Consider the following 18,009-nt stretch of genomic DNA (forward strand, 5'->3'; position numbering starts at 1 on the left):
TGTATCATAGGACATTCCAGGAGTACTTCCTGCTTTTTCTGTGATATTGTACTCATAAGTTTTTCCGGCTTCCGTATATGTGATCTGACCAAATGTTCCTGTCTCACCGTTAGCTACAGATACCGTCTTGCCAGATTCATCTTTCGGCATCGGTGCGCCCTCTGTCACAGGTGTAAGCTCAAATTTGTACGTTTCTTCAGGATCAAAACCTTCCTCACCAGATACTTTTTTCTCAACAGAGAAGGCTGTGGATACCTTTGGCTGCTCATATGTGTTCGTTACGGTCAGACTCGTTGCTCCCCCTGTTCCATAATCCACTGCTGTGCTCAAGTTTCCGTCTGCATCTGCACTTACTGTTACCGTTACTTCATGTGGTGTTCCATCATAGGTCATTCCTGGGATCTTATTCTCCGGTACTGTTTCTGTGATGGTGTACTTGTATTTTCCGGCTTCTGTGTACTTAATGCTTCCAAAACTTCTGGCTTCTCCTCCTGCTGTTACTGTTACCTCGTTTCCGGTTCCTTCCGGCATCGGAGTGTCTGCTTTTTCACCTGCAAGTACGAAAGTAAACTTATCATTTCCTTTATAGCTTCCTGCTGGTGTTGCGTCTACTGCCTTGCTTACACTTAAGACTGCTGTCGTTTCCGGTTTCTCTTCTTCCTTCTTATTAGATATCAGAATCTCTCCCCAGTTTTCCTGTGAGGCAACAATTTCAGCAGCTTTTAACTGCTTCTCAAAATTAGTAACATCATTACCGCCAACATAGAAATAATGTCTTGTTTTATCAGTTATATAACCCTCCGGCGCACTGATTTCTTCATAATAATACAGAGTATCTGTAAGAATTGTACCATCGCCATTTTCTTTACCAAATGATACATAACCATTTTTATCAGAAATTTCTTCTACCGGGTCACCATCTGCTTCAAAAATCTGCCTGTCGGCATTATATTTCATTTTCTGAAGTCTAAATGTTGCTCCCTGCAGATTTTTTGTTTCATCTTCTTCAGCAATCTTGTGAAGATTCATCACACCGCTGGTTCCACCTGCTCCGGCACTTGTATCTTGGATTGTTATCTTATATTTGTTTGTACTGTGAATAGTTACCTTTCCGCTTAAATATGCAGTATTAGTAACCTCTATATTCTGTCCCTGGGTTCCATTTACTTTAACACGATATGTTAATACAATGTGCTTTTTATCTGGAATCTTTACAGTAATTGTTCTGTTTGAATATTTATGGGATACTTTAATCTCTGTTCCATTTTCTGTGGTTTCTAATGAATCAGGCACATATGCACAGCTTTCTGGAATAGCATCTGTCAATTCAAGATCTTCACCATCGTTCAAAGTATCAGCATTTGGATTTATATCTATAGTATAAATGATTAAATTATCTTTTTGACTACTTGTCTTCGTTATGGTATTTCCACTTTCCTTAATAGTGACCGCTCCATCAGCAATATTTCCGTCTGCATCACCATAAGAAGCTTTATTTGTAAATTCGACATCTCCTTTTCCATCCATATACCCGTCTTTTATCTGGGTATAATATGTGAAGATAATAACTTTCTTTCCGATGCCTTTAAATGTGGCAGAAATAATTCCATCTTTTACAGAATAAATACCTGCTGCATCTGTATTTGCCGAATAATATATCGTATCAACATATCCATACTTTGGTGTATGACCTTCATCTGTAACAAATTCCATACCTTCTGGCAGAATATCAGAGAAAAATACCAGCTGATCAGTTCCGTAATCCATAGCAGGATTTTGACCATCGCTGTTGACATTTAACCTGACAGTCCATTCATACAGATTATCACTAACTTTCTTTCCCTCTTTTTGAAGCACCCCAAATCTTTTTACATATGTAAACTGATCAGAAGCATTATCTTTTTTGTCTTTTCCATCACATTTCCATGTTAATCCGGCATTGTTTCTTACCAGCATGGAACTGTTATTTATCATATCTCCGAATGTAACCGCTGTATAATGAATCATTATTACATCAGAAACCGGTTCGGTCAGATTGATTACCCAATAAGCATAATATCCAGGTTTTACTTCATATGGATTAGCACCCAATGTATAGGAAATCTCTTTGCCATCTTTATCTGTTATCGTAATAGAATCTGCCTTTACTCCTGTAGCATTTTCCAGATAAGGCATTCCTTCTATATTTTGTCTGAGGAATTCATCAATCAGCTGCACCTTGTCAATAGTTTTTCCCTGTGGATCTATTGTCAGTGTCCACTCAGATATAGCATTTTCCCCATCATATGTGACATTGTCTACTGTTTTTGTCAATGTTCCAGGTGTATATCCTGTATCGCCACTTTCCCACTTGGATGTTCCCTCAGCCGATTTCGGTTCTTCACCCTCAGGAGTAAATGTTCCTTTATTCTTATATTCTTTCGTATCTTCCGGTGTTTCAACATCATCTTTTAATGTAGTTGTATACTCAATAGAATATGAAGGAACATTCTGTGCATTCGTATAAGTAAAGTTGATTTCAAATTCACCCTCGGATTCGGTTACAGTGTAATCCACATCTTTTGTCAGTGTCACACCATTTTCCGTATCCTTCACTACCAGTGAATCACTGTCAAATTTCATATCCGAAGGAAATTTATCAGAATAACTTGCCTTGCCCATCTGATCCTTCGTTGAATAAGTTCCCTTTGTCAAAGTAACATTCCATTTCGCAGTTCTTCCGGTAAAGTTATTTCCTTTTTTACTGATTGTATAGTCATCTATATAATTAGTAGACGGATAAGCCTCTCCTTTACCGCCAGTCCATGTCCACTCTGCTTCATTTACCAGAGCCTGTTTATCTGATGTATCTTTGACAGCTGCTCTGTATTTAAAAGTATGCTTTCCACTTTTGATAGAGTCTCTTGTATATTTAGCAGTATTTCCGTCTATTGTTACATCAACAGGTTCGTCATCAAAGGTAAAACTTCCTTTTATAAATTCAAGATTTTTTCCCAGAGTATCTGTAAGTTCAAAGTCTTTGAGATCTGATGTTGCATTAAGATTTACAGTATATTCCAGATACGGTTTGCCGTTTTCGTCATATTTGATTTTACCAGATTTATTTCCGGTTACTTTTCCAGGTTCTACCTTAATGTCAACTGTTCCAAAGCCTGGGAACACCAGTGGAATATCATTTTTATTTTTAATCTTATCTGTTTTTACAGATGCATTGAATTTAAAATAACCTTCTATGTCATTGCTTTTTTCATAAAACTCTTTTTTAAAAAGTAATTCAAGTAGTCCTGTCTCTGTATTCAGTGTATATGTTCCAATTTCCACACCCGATGAACTGTATATAGTTCCTTCTGCACTGTCACTGAGAGCAAGATACTCTGTCGGAATTGTATAATAAGCTCTGCAGGATCCATCCTTCATTGTATTAGGAATTGAATAATTAATAACACCTTTTATGGATCCATTCTCCCTGTTAAGCGGATCTGAACTTGGGATAACTGAAATTGAAAGATTACCAGAACCTACATTCGCAAGATTAACACCTGTACCTGTTCCGGCCTGATCTTCCATGTTTTCATCTGCACCTTCCTGCACTGCCATAACATCTCCGCTTGCTGCTTTTACAAATACAAATGGTGAAAATCCATTCGTGTTGATCGCCGCTGATGTCACTGCGCCGTCACCATTGCAGTTTGCAGTACCTGCACTCACTGCTGTACCGTTTACAATATGAAGTACATAGACATTTGTCTGTGTATCTGTATCCGGCGTCTGAGTAAGGATTGGACAGGCAAAGTTAAGGTTTACACTTGCATTCTGTGCTACAGGAAGTTCCTGTCCCTCCTGTTCAAAGTGCATGTCATAGACTGCTGCTTCCAATGGCATAAGTCCCTGACTTTCAACCCACTGACCTGCAACTGCTGCAGCGTTTTCATAATAGTCTGTTCCCTCTCCGTATGCTTTTATCACAAAAGCTGCCTTGTCGGAAACAGGAGAAGAAAGTGTCACTGCTGCTGTCACATTATCTACGGTACACTCAAAAGCTGTCTTTTCAGCTTCCGGTGTTGCCGTTGGTGCTGCCTCTGTTGGTGCTACCTCTGTTCCAGCTGCCGGTGCCGCCACCTCTGTGGAAGGTTCTTCTGCAGCTGGTGTTTCCTGAGCAGGAGCCTCTGTCGGTGCTGCTTCCTCCTGTTTTACTTCCTGTGCCGGTGCTTCTGTTGCTGCTGGCAGTTCTGCCTCCGGTGTTGTTTCCGGCTGAACCGCTTCCGGTGTTGTCTCCGGCTGTGCAGACGGTTCCTGTGTGTCAGTCTGTTCTGCTGTCTCAGCAGGCGCTGTAGCCGTATTTTCTGATTCGGTCACTGCTTCATTGTCAGCAGCCTCGGTTCCCGCCTGTTCTGGCTGAAGTTCAGCAACATTCTGAACTGTCTGCCCTTCTGCAAATGAACTGACACTGCTTTGCTGCATTACCATTAATGCCGCCAAAGTCATTGCACAAATTCGTTTCAATTTACTTGGATGCTTCTTCATGCTAAACTCCTTTCTATTATTGCAGAGCATAGAAACTCTATTTTGAGTTAATTATAGCACAGATTTCCGTCAGAAAAGCCACCATTTATGTCATTTTTGATCAATTTTTGAGCATTTTTTTCGTTTATATCTTTTCTCTGTTAAAAATTATGTTATAATGCATATAAAACATTGTTTTCACATCTTTTTTTGGGGAGGTTTCATGAAAAATTATCAGATCACAGAATGGTGCAGTCATTTTATCAATCAGCAGGTACAGCCTGGTGATCTTTGCATTGATGCAACCATGGGAAATGGCAATGATACTCTTCTTCTGAGTAAGCTCTGCGGAGCGAGCGGTCATGTTCTTGCCTTTGACATACAGGAACAGGCTCTGTGCAGAACAAAAGAACGTCTGCAAAACGCAGGTTCTCCGGTGAATTATACTTTGCTACTGGAATCTCATTCTAATATGTATAGATATGCTGACGAGGAATCCATCAGCTGCATTGTTTTTAACCTTGGCTATCTGCCTGGTGGTGATCATGCAAAAGCAACCCGGAGCGAAACCAGTATTCAGGCTCTGGAGCAAAGCCTTCTTTTGCTGAAGAAGGGTGGACTTCTTTCTCTCTGTATTTACAGTGGCGGGGATTCAGGTTTCAAAGAAAGAGATGATGTTCTTGACTGGCTGGCGCAGCTGGATTCCAGGAAATATCTTGTCATTAAAAGTGAGTATTACAACCGCCCCAACAATCCTCCAATTCCGGTGCTTGTTATCAGGCTCTGATTTTTATTTGCCAGTACAATGTACAGTTTTGTTACGTTGTGCTGGATACCAGAAAATGTTTTATTACATCTTCTATCTCATCTGTTCCCAGAGGAATTGTGGAGGTTTCTTCTGTAAGCAACAGGTTGTCGCCTGGATAGATACCATTTTTCCTGTATTTTTTTACTCTTTGAACGGCATGCTTCAGATATATGCGATCGTCCATCATTCCACGGTGCTCCCAGTATACTTCCCGGCGCCTGCGGACATCCAAAACCGTGAAATCCGGATGAATTATTTTTCCATTCGAAAGCATGAGCGGACATTCATATTTATATGGTATGTTCATTTTTTGTAGCATATTTGCAATATTCAGTTCTGATTTTGAGCGTACACGTTCTCCATTATTAGTCAGATATACTGGTACATCCTGAGAAATAGTCTTGTGAGTATAGGGCTCCGACAGCCATTCTTGTTTCAAGAATGCCTCTGCATTCTTGCTGCGAGATGCGCGTCATGCAATGCATGACATACTTCTTCTGCGCATCTCTGCAATCCTGCCGGAGGCTATATCAGATGGGGGATTGACTCCCACCACTGATACTGATTTGTTGCTCGCCACCTACAGAGGTGGGAGTCATCTCACATCTGATATAATCTTCATCTGATATGTCAATTGGATTGATATATTTTTTTATTTCTGGGGGATATTTTGAATAGTTCTTTTGTATATTGAAGTTAGATTTTTTCAGAAAAGTTTCGATATTTTTTATTTCAAGTTTTACTTGTTTTATAGTATCTTCGTCATATTTCTTCTGCAGAAAAGTTCTGATTTTCTTTTCTTCTTTCTTTTGCAGATAAGTTCCACTTTTTTCGTTTGATTCTGTTCGTGACATGCTCCCACCACTTAAATCCCAGATTTTGAAGTGGGGGCTTCTTGCTCAATGGCTCTACTGAGCCAAGTATCTACAAGCTATCCTCGCGTGCCCCGCGATTTTTATTAGTCCGGTTACGGACTTTTTATCGTGCTGTCATGCACATTCTGCCAGGATTCTTCTTCCCTCTTTCATGATGTTAACTGCCGCATTTACATCACGGTCCATTCTGTTTCCGCATTCGCAGTAATAAATCCTTTCAGATAAAGACAATTCTGATTTTTTCTTTCCACATGCACTGCAAATCTTACTGGATGCAAAATAACGATCTACTTTGATCAGATATTTTCCTCTTTCCTCCAGTTTATATTCCAGCATAGACAGAAACCGGCCATATCCATTATCATGTACGCCTTTTCCAAAATGAAGTCCTCCTGCCATCCCTTTCAGATCCAGATCTTCCACGCATACTGCATCGTAGCTCTCGGCAAGACTGGTACTGAGTTTATGCTGAAAGTCTTTTCTCTGATTTCGGGTCTTTTCATGGCACAGTGCAACTCGTTTCTTCTGTTTTTTATAATTCTGACTGCCTTTTTGACATCTGGACAGTTTTCTCTGTTCCTGTGCAAGCTTTTTCTCTGTGTTCCGATAGAACATCGGGTATTTGGCGCTTTCACCGGTAGAAAAAATACACATTCCCTGCATGGCAAAATCAATCCCGATAAATTTTTCTGCCGGTCTTTTTTCTGCTGTTTGGTTCTCACAGCAGAATAAAAGACTGGCATAATATTTTCCGGATGGATCCCTGCTGACTGTCACAGATTTCAATTTCCATTTTTCTGATATTGGACGGTGAAGCTTCATTCTGACAGCCGTCATCTTAGGCAGTTTCAGATATTTTCCTTCCAGAAAGATGTTTCCATTCACCACGTTTGTTGTATAAGATTTTCTTGATGACTTCTTTGATTTGAAATGTGGAAATCCTGCCGATGGTTCACGAAAAAACTTACGGAATGCACTTTCCAGATGCATCTGTACATTTGCTAAAGCCAACGAATCCACCTCTTTCAGCCATGGATATTCTTTCTTATAGCTGGCTGGTGTGTTCCTCAACATCTTCTTTTCTTTTTTATAATGTTCCATTTTAGCTGCAAGCATACAGTTATAGATAAATCGGCTGCAGCCGATTGTTTTTTCTATTTGCACACGCTGCTCTGTATTTGGATAGATTCTTATTTTTACTGCCCGATTTATTTTTCTCACCTTATTCCTATATATAAATGGTTTCAATTATTGTTTTTGAACAATATGTTCTTTTTTATTATAATACAATCCGGATTCCAGAACAAGTGTTTTCTTTTTTATTTACAAATTTCCGATGCCCGTTATCTTCTGTTTTATACAAATCCCGATGCAGCATTTGCATGGGGATCTGTGGATAGAGTCAGAAAATAAACGAACCGTGTCTGAATCTCTTTTTCTCAATCTGTAATTGTAATGCTTTCGATCACCGGCTGTTCCTCAGCCTTAATTGTTCCGTTGTTGTCAACCGGCTGGGCATTCTTGCAGATTTCATCTACAATATCCATTCCATCTGTCACATGCCCGAAAGCTGCATATTCTCCGTCAAGCATCGGACTGTCTGACTGAACAATAAAGAACTGCGAACTTGCACTGTCATAGTCATTTGCTCTTGCCATGGAAATCGTTCCCCTTGTATGGGAAATATCATTTTTTACACCATTACTGGAAAATTCACCCTTAATATTTTCTCCTGATCCACCGGTGCCATTTCCCTTCGGATCGCCGCCCTGGATCATAAATCCGTCAATAATACGCCAGAATGTCAGTCCATCATAAAAATGATCCTGCGCAAGTTTTACAAAATTAGTTACTGTGATCGGTGCTGTATCTGCATCCAGTTCAACAGAAATATCGCCATAATCCTTAATACTGATATTTGCATGATGGATTCCTGTCAGTTCTTCGCTTGTATCAAGTACTGTTTCTGAATCTGAACCATCAGATCCGTCACTGAAGCCTGCATCTTCCGCTTCTTCATCACTTACAGGCTCTTCTTCCTCTACAGTGATCTCATCCTCGCTGTCATCTGCTGTATTTTCTGTCTTTGTCTTTTCTTTTGTATCGGAAGCCTTGCTGTTTCCACATCCTGCAAGAGCTCCTGCTGTAAGCACAAGTGCACAAAGCACTGCTACTGTTCTGGATTTCATTTGCTTTTCCTCCTGATCTGTCTGAGATTTTGTAAGCAACAATTTTGCCCTACTAGTGTTACTGCTCACTCCGTTCACAGCAACTTGGTCAAAATTCATTCCAAATCACCTTCGGTGATGAAATTTGCCCTGTATGTCTCGGGATTTTGCCATATTCATGGCAAAACACCTCGCGGGATATTACCAGTGAACAGTTATCAGTTTATCATTCCATGAAAATAAAGTCAATTACTTGTAACCCTGTCCTCTGTCTGCTAAAATATAAGAAGTAACTGTTCACAGACAATACAGAAAATATATTTTATATAGGAAGGATTTTCACCATGAAAAAAATAGCAAGTTTTACCATAGACCATATTAAACTTCAGCCAGGCATTTATGTATCCCGTAAGGATTATCTTGGAAATGAAGTCATCACTACCTTTGACATCCGTATGACTTCACCTAATGAAGAACCAGTCATGAACACTGCTGAATTGCATGCTATGGAACATCTGGCAGCTACTTTTCTCCGTAATCACACAGAATTCGGGCCAAAAATCATTTACTGGGGACCTATGGGATGCCGTACAGGAAACTATCTCCTTCTTGCCGGTGATTATGAATCCAGCGATATCGTTCCTCTGATGACTGAAATGTTTGAATTCATTCGTGATTTTGAGGGAGAAATCCCGGGAGCTTCCCCTAAAGACTGCGGCAACTACCTTGATATGAATCCTGGTATGGCAAAATATCTTGCCGACAAGTACCTTAAAGAAGTTCTCTATGACATCAAACCGGAAAGACTTATCTACCCTGAATAAGTATCACCTTACCTGAATTGATTTTTTGAACAGCTTCTTATCAGAACAGCAAAACCTCCGAACGGTTCAGATTCTTTCAGGAATCCGAATTCTTCGGAGGTTTTCTTTCGTTAATCACAGTATTTCCGGCTGATATGCTTACTGCTGTGCTGTAGCAGTATCTGCTGCCGCTGCATCTGCTGTTGCTGCGCCTTCCGGTGCTGTTGTGGATGCATACTGTGCACTGATATATAAGGTCTGGTTGTTAAAGTTTACCTCAACCCACTGTCCGTCTTCACTTACACCCGTACTTGTCAGGGCAGTACCTGCTGCCACACCCTGAATGATCTCAGCTTCTGTACTGCAGTCTGTACGAAGGTTTACATCAGAAGTTGCATAATAAGTTGCATCCTGTTTAACAATTGTCGTACCACCAGCTGTCTGTGCTGTAACCGGTGCAGGTGTCGGTGTTGCTTCCGGTGTCGGTGTTGCTTCCGGTGTCGGTTCCGGAGTTGGTGTAGGGGTTGCTTCTATAACTGTCACAGTAGTGTCTTCTCCGCCTGTACTGTAGCCACATCCGGCTGCCATCAGGGCAAGACCTGCCATAACGACCATGAAACTGTATTTCTTCATGAATAATATCCTCCTTTATTGCATTGCCTGCTTTCCATATATTGCCGTTTTTTATCAGCAGCAATTATATCGTTACTGTTCACTCCGTTCACAGCAACATTATATCATCACTATACCCCATTGCATGTACATTATGCAAGACTTTTTTATTGTCGGCTGCTGTTCCCAGCAATCTGTTACTGTTCACTCCGTTCACAGCAGCTTATTTTGACTTATAGTCTCCTCTGTCACTTACGATCCGGCAGCCGATCATTTCCATTCTTCTGCTAAGACAGTGCCTGCACTCTGCCGCCTCATCTCCTGTACAGATTTTTCCGTCATAAAGCATATATTTCTTACGGACAGAAACAGGGGACAAATTTGGCATTACCACATTTGCGCCGGATTTTACCCCAAGTTCCCTGCCCTTAGGATGGATCGTCCCAAGTGCTGTCGTTGCCGGAAGCAATACCTGTGGAAGCATCAGTCTCAGAAGCGCCAGATAAAAAAGTGTATCTTCAAGAGTTCCACTCTTTTCTTCCCTGAAAGGCGTATCCTGATGTGCGATAAACGGTCCGATGCCTACCATTTCCGGATTCAGTTCTTTAAGAAAAATAAAATCTTCTACAAGATCATCAACTGTCTGATACGGAGATCCGACCATAAATCCTGCGCCTGTCTGGAATCCCAGTTTTTTCAGAACCCGAAGACAGTTTTTACGGTTTTCACATGACATGGAATCCGGATGGAGTTTTCCATAATGCGCTGGATCTGCTGTTTCGTGTCGCAGTAAATAACGGTCTGCTCCGGCTTCTCTGTACGCACTGTAAGTTTTCTCTGACTTTTCTCCGACAGACAGCGTCAGTGCACAGTCCGGATATTTTTCTTTTATTTTGTGGATAAGCCCCACCATTTTGTCATCTGTGTAATAGCTATCTTCTCCCCCCTGCAGCACAAAGGTTCGAAATCCCAGCTCATATCCCTGCTGACAGCAGAAAAGTATTTCATCCTCTGTCAGTCTGTATCTCTGAGCATTTTTGTTACTCCGTCTGATTCCACAATAATAGCAGTCGTTCCTGCAATAATTGGTAAATTCGATCAGGCCTCTTACATAGATATCATTTCCATATACTTTCTGTCGTACTTCGTCTGCAAGACTTCTGGCATACTGATCTGTTTCCTCTGATCTGTGAGAAAGAAGCATTTTCCATTCTTCTCTGCTCAGCTGCTCCATTTCATAAAGCCTGTCTATCAGCTCTTTCATTCTATTCTCCATGATAACTGCTTTTTTCTCTTGGTACAAAAATGCCAAGTTTCTCTTTTGCAAGTCTGCCATCTTCCACTGCGAGATTTCCTCTAAGGAAAACCTTATCAATTCCGCAGTGCAGTTCAAATCCTTCAAACGGATTATTATCCGTATTATAAGCATGTGTTTTCGCAGAAATCACGCTTCTGGCTTCCGAATCAAGTACAACAATATCTGCATCGCTGCCCTCACGGATCACTCCCTTACGCGGATACAGGCCATAAAGCTTCGCAGGATTTTCACAGAGAAGTCTGCACATCTGCTCCTTCGTGATTTTTCCTGTTTCCACACCATATGTATAAAGAAGCGTTCCCCTCGTCTGAACACCGGGAAGTCCTCCCGGAATCTTTGTGAAATCTTTCTTTCCAAGCGCTTTCTGCTCCAGTGTAAAACTACACTGATCAGTGGCAACTGTCTGGATATCACCATCTGAAAGTGCTTTCCACAGGCAGTCCTGATCCTCTTTTTTGCGGATTGGCGGTGCGCATACATAAACAGCTCCCTGAAAATCCGGTTTCGAATAGACGCTGTCTTCAAGAAGCAGATACTGTGGACATGTTTCCGCATAAACTTCCTGGCCGTTTTTTCTCGCAGAAATTACTTCCTCATAGGCTTTTCTGTTGGTAAGATGTACTACCATAACCGGTGCGTCTGCCTCTTTTGCAATTACAAGAAGTCTGTGAACAGCTTCTGCTTCCATGGTATCCGGTCTTACAAGAGGATGATTCTCCGGTCCAAAACGACCTTCTTTATGTGCCTCATCAATCAGCGCATCAATAACACCGGCATTCTCGCAGTGAACTCCGGCAAAGCAACCGCACTCACCCAGTTTCTTCAGGATTTTGTACAGATCTCTGTCATTTACAATCATTGCCGGATATGTCATATAAAGCTTGAAGCTTGTGATTCCCTGATCGATCATTTTCTGAATTTCCTGTTCTGTTTCTTCATTCCATTCAACTACTGACATGTGGAAAGAATAATCACAGGAACATTTACCGTCAGCCTTCTGATGCCATCTGTCCAGTCCCTCCTGAAGTGTATGTCCCCCCCTGTCCTGAGAAGCGTAATCTATAACCATTGTTGTTCCGCCAAGAAGCGCTGCACGAGTGCCCGTCTCAAAATCATCTGCCGTAACTGTTCCAGCAACTTCCAGATCAAAATGCGTATGTCCGTCAATAAATCCCGGAAAAAGCAGTTTTCCCGTCACATCGATAATCTCTGCATCTGGATCATTAATATCAGCGCCTATGGAAATAATTTTTTCATTTTCAATAAGAACATCAAGTTTTTCTGTTTTCTGAGCGGAAACTACTGTACCGTATTTCAGTAAATATTTCATATTTATCCCCTCCAAACCTGTCCGATTTTTGTCAATTTTCATAGATATTATTACTATAACACTATTTTTCCATGTCAGCAACAGCAATCACATAAGATAAAATATACAATAAAATTTCTTAAGGTTACCATACTTTTTTTGTTAAAAAACTTTCTATTGTGTTTTTTTTATGTTATGATTAATACTAAACAGAAGCTTACCAGAAGGAGGGATACGAATGGGACGACTGGCTATACTGAAGCAGATTGCACACGATATTGCTTCACAGTTCGGGCCTGACTGCGAAGTAGTTATTCATGATCTGAAAACAAATGAACCGGAGCATTCCATTGTATATATCGAGAACGGACATGTCACAGGCAGAGGAATCGGTGACGGGCCATCCAATGCTGTTTTTGACGTCAAACGTCATGTCCGGAAAAATGATCAGGAGGAAATGAAAGATCATTCAGGTTACCTGATGAAAACATCTGAAGGCAAAATCCTCAAATGCAGTACATCCTATATCCGCGATGATGACGGCACTCTGCACTATGTTTTTGGAATCAACTATGATATTTCCAGGCTTACCATGATTGAAAGTGCACTGCATGACCTCATTACACCGATCAACAAAGAAGAAAAGCCAAAAGAAATCACACACAGTGTCAATGATCTTCTGGATCACCTTATCGAGGAATCTGTGGCTCTTGTAGGAAAACCTGTAGCTCTTATGAACAAAGAAGACAAGGTAACCGCAATCCAGTTTCTTAATGATTCCGGTGCTTTTCTCATTACAAAATCCGGCGACAAAGTTGCCAGCTACTTTGGAATATCCAAATACACTCTGTACAGTTATATTGATGTAAACAAATAAAAAATTCCGGTGCACATCTTTTTCGGATGCCACCGGATTTTTTTATGCCTGCTGATTCAGCATACGCTGAATTACATCTATAGTTTCTTTTATTCCATAACTTGCACTGTTAATACACAGGTCATAATTTTCGGGTTTTCCCCATTTTTCGCCAGTATAAAACTCATAGTATTTACGATGCTGTTTATCCATTTTCTTAAGGAAACGGGTTGCCTGTGCAAGTGACATATTACGTACATCCATAATATGTTTTGCACGCACCGAAAACGGAGCGCTGATAAACAGGCTGATATGAGGAATATGGTTATTTTTGAGAATTACATCCGCACAACGCCCCATAATGATACAGTCTTCTTTCTGCGCAAGTTCACAGATCAGATCACTCATATTAAAGAAAACAGCATCTGATTTTTTCAGTCCATGATATCTGTTGAATTCACGAAGACGTGTTTTTATATCTTTGTGTTCTTTACGGTCATATTTATTGAAATCCGTAAAGTTCTCCGTATCTTTAAGATTATCTTTTTCTGCTTCCAGGCGTTTCAATACCTGGTCAAAGATTTCCACATCGTAATAATTTATCTTCAGACTGTCTGCAAGTTCAAACCCGATATCATTTCCTGCGCTTCCCTGTGTACGGCTGATGCAGATGACCATATGATCATCCGGAGACATTTTTTCACGGTTAGCCGCCAGATTCAGGGCAACACGTTCTTTATCCACGATATCCGTACTTCCAAAAACATTCGGAAGACTTTCCAGCTCTTTGAGTATTTCATCATACTCTGTCATCATACGGCTTCTGGCTTCTTTATCCTTGATCGTACGTGCCATGTTACTGATCAGTGCCAGCTCACTTCTGAGCAGATGACTGTCTGGTTTTGTATACATGATCATGCTGAGAGTACGGATAGTATTTTCTCTTTTTCCTGTAAATGTACGTCCCAGAGAAGAACCTACACATTTATATACCTCTCCGTCAAGATCATAAATACGATTTGCAAGGGCTGTATATTTTTCCTGATTTTCCATGTCTGCACCCCCCTTACATAAAGAAAACAAGCATATCCAGGATAAATACCGGAATAAGGAAAACAATCGACCAGAGCATATAACCAAAGAACGAAGGCATATTTACACCGTTCTCATCAGAGATTGATTTAACCATGAAGTTCGGGGCATTTCCTATATATGTATTGGCTCCCATAAATACAGCCCCACATGAAATCGCGGAAAGAATCTTTGTCGGTACCGTTCCAAGAGAAGTCACAATACCACTGGTAAATCCAAGTGTTCCTGCAGTTGTCAGGAATACCAGATAAGTCGGTGTATTATCCAGGAAACTTGAAAGTGCTCCTGTTGCCCAGAACATTTCAAATGGTTTCGTAATTCCAAGATTCGGGCCTACAGCTTTAAGAAGCATCAGTGCAGGCTGCATTGTAATAAATATTCCGATAAAAAGTACTGCAACTTCCTGAATCGCACCCCAGGTAAAATGGTTTCTCGTACGTATATCGCTGCTGGTGGTTTTAAATGAAAGAAAAGCGGCCAGCAGAATGATCACGATCTCAATCAGCGATGGATAACCCAATGTAACTTCTCCAAAAAGATGGATACCTTTTACTGCACCTTCAGCATTCTGAAATGCTGTCATTCCAGGAAGTACACCGCTCAAGATAACAGCAGCTACGATCATAACAAGAAAGATGATATTATGTAATCCTTCAATACGGAATTCTGTACCCGGTTTGCTGATATCCGGTTTTCGTCCTTCCGCAATGTCTTTTCTGTAAAAATGTTTGTCAAGATGATAAAATACAAAGAGAAGGATCACCATGTTGAAAATCAGTACCGGAAACAGGTGAAGACTCCAGAAAAAAGGTACACCCCTCATAAATCCCATCAGAAGCGGCGGATCGCCGATAGGTGTCAGAGAGCCTCCCATATTGGATACCATAAATATAAAGAATACCATGATATGGCTCTTTCTTTTTCTCCAGGAATTCATCTTGATGACAGGACGAACCATCAGCATACTTGCACCAGTAGTTCCTATGCAGCTGGAAAGCATTGTTCCAAGAGCAAGCAGTCCGACATTAACTCGGGGAGAACCTGCAAAATCGCCCTCCATTGTAATATTACCTGATACACAGAACAGACCGAACAGTAGAATGATAAATGTCAAATAGTCATTTACTGTACATTCCAGTACTGTTTCAAAAGTTTTTCCCATACCATAAACTACTGCAAAAGGTATTACCATTATGATGATCCACATCAGTACAACGTGTGGCTGATGTGTCTCCCACCACTCACCTTTTACAAGCGGCATCACAGCAATACACAACAGTAAACCTGCAAACGGAATACAGAGCCAGATTGGTACCTGCGTCGTATTTCCGGTGGCAGATGCTGCAAAAACATAGTCCGGACAGCTGATTATTAACGCCAGGATTGCAGTCAGGACGGTCATAAGTTTTTTCAAAAATGTCACCCCCATGTAAGTTTTTTATCCTTTTTAACCAGGTGAAATTATATCATAACCGTTCCAAAATACAATTGAACTTTCATTCAATAAATCCATGTATGAAATCATTATTTTTGTGCATTTTTCCAGTATATTGTATTTTTATCTGTACATTGCTGTCATTCGTATCTGATTTAAATACTGTTTTTGTGCATTTTTTATTAAATTTGACATTTATTTTCCGTTTATGAAATAAATATTTCATGCAAAAAAAGAGGACTTTCCCTCCGGAAAATCCTCTTTTCATACTTATACTGTCAATAATCTCTGCTTGAGCCCGAAAAGCTCTCACCACCGCTCGTAAAACTGCCTGAACTGCCGCTGTCATTGTCATTATCTTTCGGTTTCTCAGTTCTGGATACGGTGCTGTACAGGAACATATCTCTTTCTTCTGTAAGTCTGAGACCGCCCTTTCCCTCATACGCATTTGCATTAGGCTGTGGTACTCTTGTTTTCATTTTATGTACCTGGAACAAAGTCATGATCAGGGTCGGAATTGCCATTACAGCAAAAGAAATAATCAGCCAGATCAGAGCCTCTTCCGGAAGTGAAGAATCACTCACATCCAATGGGCGAATCTTTTTGCCCTGTGTTATACGTGCAAGTCCTTTTTTCAGATCACTGATCAGAGATTTATATCCTCCGATCATGTCTCCCTCTTTCAGCTTTTCCTGGCAATTATCGAGCATCAGATCCTGAATTGTTTCAGTAAAATCATTCTGTGTATCCCCACGAAATACGATCGTGATATTTCTTTTGTCCGGCTGATTGAAAATACACATTCCCTCGTGTGTATCCCCATAACCGATTTTATTATCCTGCATAAATTCTGCAGCATACTGGCGCGCATCATCAGACTCAATATCCTGGCTGATCAGAAGTATGGCGTCATATTCATACTTTTCATAAATATCTGCCAGTTCCTGATTCAGTTCTTCTTTTTCTTCTCCTGATAAAAGTCCGTATTCATCAAACACCCAGTCCGTTGTCTGATTCTCTTCTGCCTGATCTTCCGTTGCAGAAGCAGCCCATACTGACATCGGAGCTGTCAGTGCCAGCCCCAGACACAAAACTGAAATCCCTAAAATTCTGGTATATTTTTTCACTCAGATCACCCCCGTTACTCTCAGCAGAACAATGACTGCTGTCATGATCAGGGTCAGCGGAATGTGATGTCTGAACCAGTATCCCACTACAAGATCTTTGCCGATCGGAAGATCTCCGATAAGATGTCCAGTCTGTCCGTTCATTGCAAATGAGTAGGTTTTGCCTTTCCACTTCGTATTCAGGAACCATACAGGGAACAGCCCATATTTGACTTCACCTTTTTTCGTGATCCATATTTTTTCCTGACGGGGTGTAACTGTAGCATAATTATGTACACTTGACATGAAGCTGTCCCTGACGCTCTCTTCCATACGTTCATATACACGGCCGGTAAGCTGATCCGGTTCCTGATCATATTTGTCAGCCATATACCCTGACAGATATGACATATCAAATTCTTTCAGATCTTTGTAGTCATATGGTTCGATTGCTTCCATCATGGTATCATCAATAGCCTTCGATCCATCTACCGGAATTTTGCAGAAATTCATTTTGCCTGCACGTACAACATTATAAAATTTGGTTTCTGTATATTTATAATCGCTGTCTTCCCAGACCCTCATTCTCGTAGCTTCATAACGGAACCTTCCAGCTGTATTAAGGTCAAACAGCCAGAACGGCACATAAACTGCTTTAATCTCTTCCAGATGGCTTTCGCTTTTAAAAACTTTCGGCAGTAATGGTTTGTTCATATAATGATTCTTAAGTGCTGCAACTGCCTCTTTTTTGCTCTTCTGGAACGGAATCACATAATCCGGCCTGTACATGTCTTTGAACTGATCCGGCATCACCATAGGTGTATCACAGTACGGGCACACCGTAGCCCCTGTTGTCTTTTCGGCAACAACTTCCGCACCGCAGGAAGGGCAAGTCCATACTCCCATATTGCTGTCAGTCTGCCACTGTTCCGGATCGAACCCTTCCCAGTGATCTCCTGTTTTATCTTCTTCAACTGCTTCATTCTGCTGGGCAATCTGTTCCAGTTCTTCCAGTGAGTATGATTTACCGCAGTATTCGCAGGTCATCTTCTGTTTTTTACTGTCAAATTTCAGGCCTGCCGAACAGTTGGGACATTTATAATTCAAAACATCTTCCATGGTGT

The 18,009-nt window shown here is 40.9% G+C and carries 15 protein-coding genes; 3 read left to right on the forward strand and 12 right to left on the reverse strand.

Translation table 11 applies throughout. From position 1 onward, the window contains the following. A partial coding sequence (locus ACTNB8_RS10605) for a Spy0128 family protein (RefSeq protein ID WP_441054501.1) occupies positions 1-4,524 on the reverse strand: 4,524 nt, incomplete at its 3' end. 202 nt (positions 4,525-4,726) lie between these two features. Between ACTNB8_RS10605 and ACTNB8_RS10610 the strand changes: the two genes are divergently transcribed. Beyond that, positions 4,727-5,290, forward strand: coding sequence for a class I SAM-dependent methyltransferase (locus ACTNB8_RS10610; protein WP_441054503.1), 564 nt, complete (start codon positions 4,727-4,729; stop codon positions 5,288-5,290). Positions 5,291-5,321: 31 nt separating this feature from the next. Here ACTNB8_RS10610 and ACTNB8_RS10615 read toward each other — a convergent pair whose 3' ends face one another. From ACTNB8_RS10615 to ACTNB8_RS10630, 4 genes are all read right to left on the reverse strand, one after another. After that, a complete protein-coding gene (locus ACTNB8_RS10615; protein ID WP_441054505.1) occupies positions 5,322-5,750 on the reverse strand; it encodes a hypothetical protein in 429 nt (142 codons plus the stop codon). Positions 5,751-5,841: 91 nt separating this feature from the next. Then, entirely contained in the window at positions 5,842-6,165 is a 324-nt protein-coding gene (locus ACTNB8_RS10620; protein ID WP_441054507.1) for a hypothetical protein, read from the reverse strand. 135 nt (positions 6,166-6,300) lie between these two features. Continuing rightward, positions 6,301-7,407 carry an RNA-guided endonuclease TnpB family protein gene (locus ACTNB8_RS10625; RefSeq protein WP_441054509.1) on the reverse strand — a complete coding sequence of 369 codons (1,107 nt, stop codon included), beginning with the start codon at positions 7,405-7,407 and terminating at the stop codon, positions 6,301-6,303. 218 nt (positions 7,408-7,625) lie between these two features. After that, the gene (locus ACTNB8_RS10630; protein ID WP_441054511.1) at positions 7,626-8,375 is read right to left on the reverse strand and encodes a peptidylprolyl isomerase; all 750 of its coding nucleotides are present in this window, start codon (positions 8,373-8,375) and stop codon (positions 7,626-7,628) included. Positions 8,376-8,698: 323 nt separating this feature from the next. Here ACTNB8_RS10630 and ACTNB8_RS10635 point away from each other — a divergent pair, with 323 nt between their 5' ends. Continuing rightward, positions 8,699-9,178, forward strand: coding sequence for an S-ribosylhomocysteine lyase (locus ACTNB8_RS10635; RefSeq protein ID WP_441054513.1), 480 nt, complete (start codon positions 8,699-8,701; stop codon positions 9,176-9,178). A gap of 138 nt (positions 9,179-9,316) precedes the next feature. Here the strand turns inward: ACTNB8_RS10635 and ACTNB8_RS10640 are convergent, their stop codons facing one another. From ACTNB8_RS10640 to hydA, 3 genes are all read right to left on the reverse strand, one after another. Further along, positions 9,317-9,790 carry an SH3 domain-containing protein gene (locus ACTNB8_RS10640; protein WP_441054515.1) on the reverse strand — a complete coding sequence of 158 codons (474 nt, stop codon included), beginning with the start codon at positions 9,788-9,790 and terminating at the stop codon, positions 9,317-9,319. Positions 9,791-9,992: 202 nt separating this feature from the next. After that, positions 9,993-11,033 (reverse strand): [FeFe] hydrogenase H-cluster radical SAM maturase HydE, encoded by a 1,041-nt coding sequence (gene hydE / locus ACTNB8_RS10645; RefSeq protein ID WP_441054517.1) that lies wholly within the window; start codon positions 11,031-11,033, stop codon positions 9,993-9,995. A 1-nt stretch (position 11,034) separates the two neighbouring features. After that, a complete protein-coding gene (hydA, locus tag ACTNB8_RS10650; RefSeq protein WP_441054519.1) occupies positions 11,035-12,417 on the reverse strand; it encodes a dihydropyrimidinase in 1,383 nt (460 codons plus the stop codon). Between the two features lie 217 nt (positions 12,418-12,634). Here hydA and ACTNB8_RS10655 point away from each other — a divergent pair, with 217 nt between their 5' ends. Next, positions 12,635-13,273, forward strand: coding sequence for a helix-turn-helix transcriptional regulator (locus ACTNB8_RS10655; RefSeq protein WP_441054521.1), 639 nt, complete (start codon positions 12,635-12,637; stop codon positions 13,271-13,273). A gap of 42 nt (positions 13,274-13,315) precedes the next feature. On the opposite strand, the gene ACTNB8_RS10660 is transcribed toward ACTNB8_RS10655, so the two are convergent. From ACTNB8_RS10660 to ACTNB8_RS10675, 4 genes are all read right to left on the reverse strand, one after another. After that, positions 13,316-14,305 carry an AAA family ATPase gene (locus tag ACTNB8_RS10660; protein ID WP_441054523.1) on the reverse strand — a complete coding sequence of 330 codons (990 nt, stop codon included), beginning with the start codon at positions 14,303-14,305 and terminating at the stop codon, positions 13,316-13,318. A 13-nt stretch (positions 14,306-14,318) separates the two neighbouring features. Next, entirely contained in the window at positions 14,319-15,758 is a 1,440-nt protein-coding gene (locus tag ACTNB8_RS10665; RefSeq protein WP_441054525.1) for a sodium:proton antiporter, read from the reverse strand. Positions 15,759-16,057: 299 nt separating this feature from the next. After that, positions 16,058-16,906 carry a TPM domain-containing protein gene (locus tag ACTNB8_RS10670; protein WP_441054526.1) on the reverse strand — a complete coding sequence of 283 codons (849 nt, stop codon included), beginning with the start codon at positions 16,904-16,906 and terminating at the stop codon, positions 16,058-16,060. Then, positions 16,907-18,004, reverse strand: coding sequence for a hypothetical protein (locus tag ACTNB8_RS10675; RefSeq protein ID WP_441054528.1), 1,098 nt, complete (start codon positions 18,002-18,004; stop codon positions 16,907-16,909). It abuts the gene before it with no gap. Between the last annotated feature and the right edge of the window lie 5 nt (positions 18,005-18,009).

The sequence above is a fragment of the Blautia sp. HCP28S3_G10 genome, from assembly GCF_052065235.1.
GTDB lineage: Bacteria > Bacillota > Clostridia > Lachnospirales > Lachnospiraceae > Blautia_A.

What these genes read in the sequence shown, in the direction of transcription:
- ACTNB8_RS10610 (WP_441054503.1), top strand. Translation starts at nt 4,727, where the DNA reads ATGAAAAATTATCAGATCACAGAATGGTGCAGTCATTTTATCAATCAG.
- ACTNB8_RS10620 (WP_441054507.1), bottom strand. Translation starts at nt 6,165, where the DNA reads ATGTCACGAACAGAATCAAACGAAAAAAGTGGAACTTATCTGCAAAAG.
- ACTNB8_RS10630 (WP_441054511.1), bottom strand. Translation starts at nt 8,375, where the DNA reads ATGAAATCCAGAACAGTAGCAGTGCTTTGTGCACTTGTGCTTACAGCA.
- ACTNB8_RS10635 (WP_441054513.1), top strand. Translation starts at nt 8,699, where the DNA reads ATGAAAAAAATAGCAAGTTTTACCATAGACCATATTAAACTTCAGCCA.
- ACTNB8_RS10640 (WP_441054515.1), bottom strand. Translation starts at nt 9,790, where the DNA reads ATGAAGAAATACAGTTTCATGGTCGTTATGGCAGGTCTTGCCCTGATG.
- hydE (WP_441054517.1), bottom strand. Translation starts at nt 11,033, where the DNA reads ATGAAAGAGCTGATAGACAGGCTTTATGAAATGGAGCAGCTGAGCAGA.
- hydA (WP_441054519.1), bottom strand. Translation starts at nt 12,417, where the DNA reads ATGAAATATTTACTGAAATACGGTACAGTAGTTTCCGCTCAGAAAACA.
- ACTNB8_RS10655 (WP_441054521.1), top strand. Translation starts at nt 12,635, where the DNA reads ATGGGACGACTGGCTATACTGAAGCAGATTGCACACGATATTGCTTCA.
- ACTNB8_RS10660 (WP_441054523.1), bottom strand. Translation starts at nt 14,305, where the DNA reads ATGGAAAATCAGGAAAAATATACAGCCCTTGCAAATCGTATTTATGAT.
- ACTNB8_RS10675 (WP_441054528.1), bottom strand. Translation starts at nt 18,004, where the DNA reads ATGGAAGATGTTTTGAATTATAAATGTCCCAACTGTTCGGCAGGCCTG.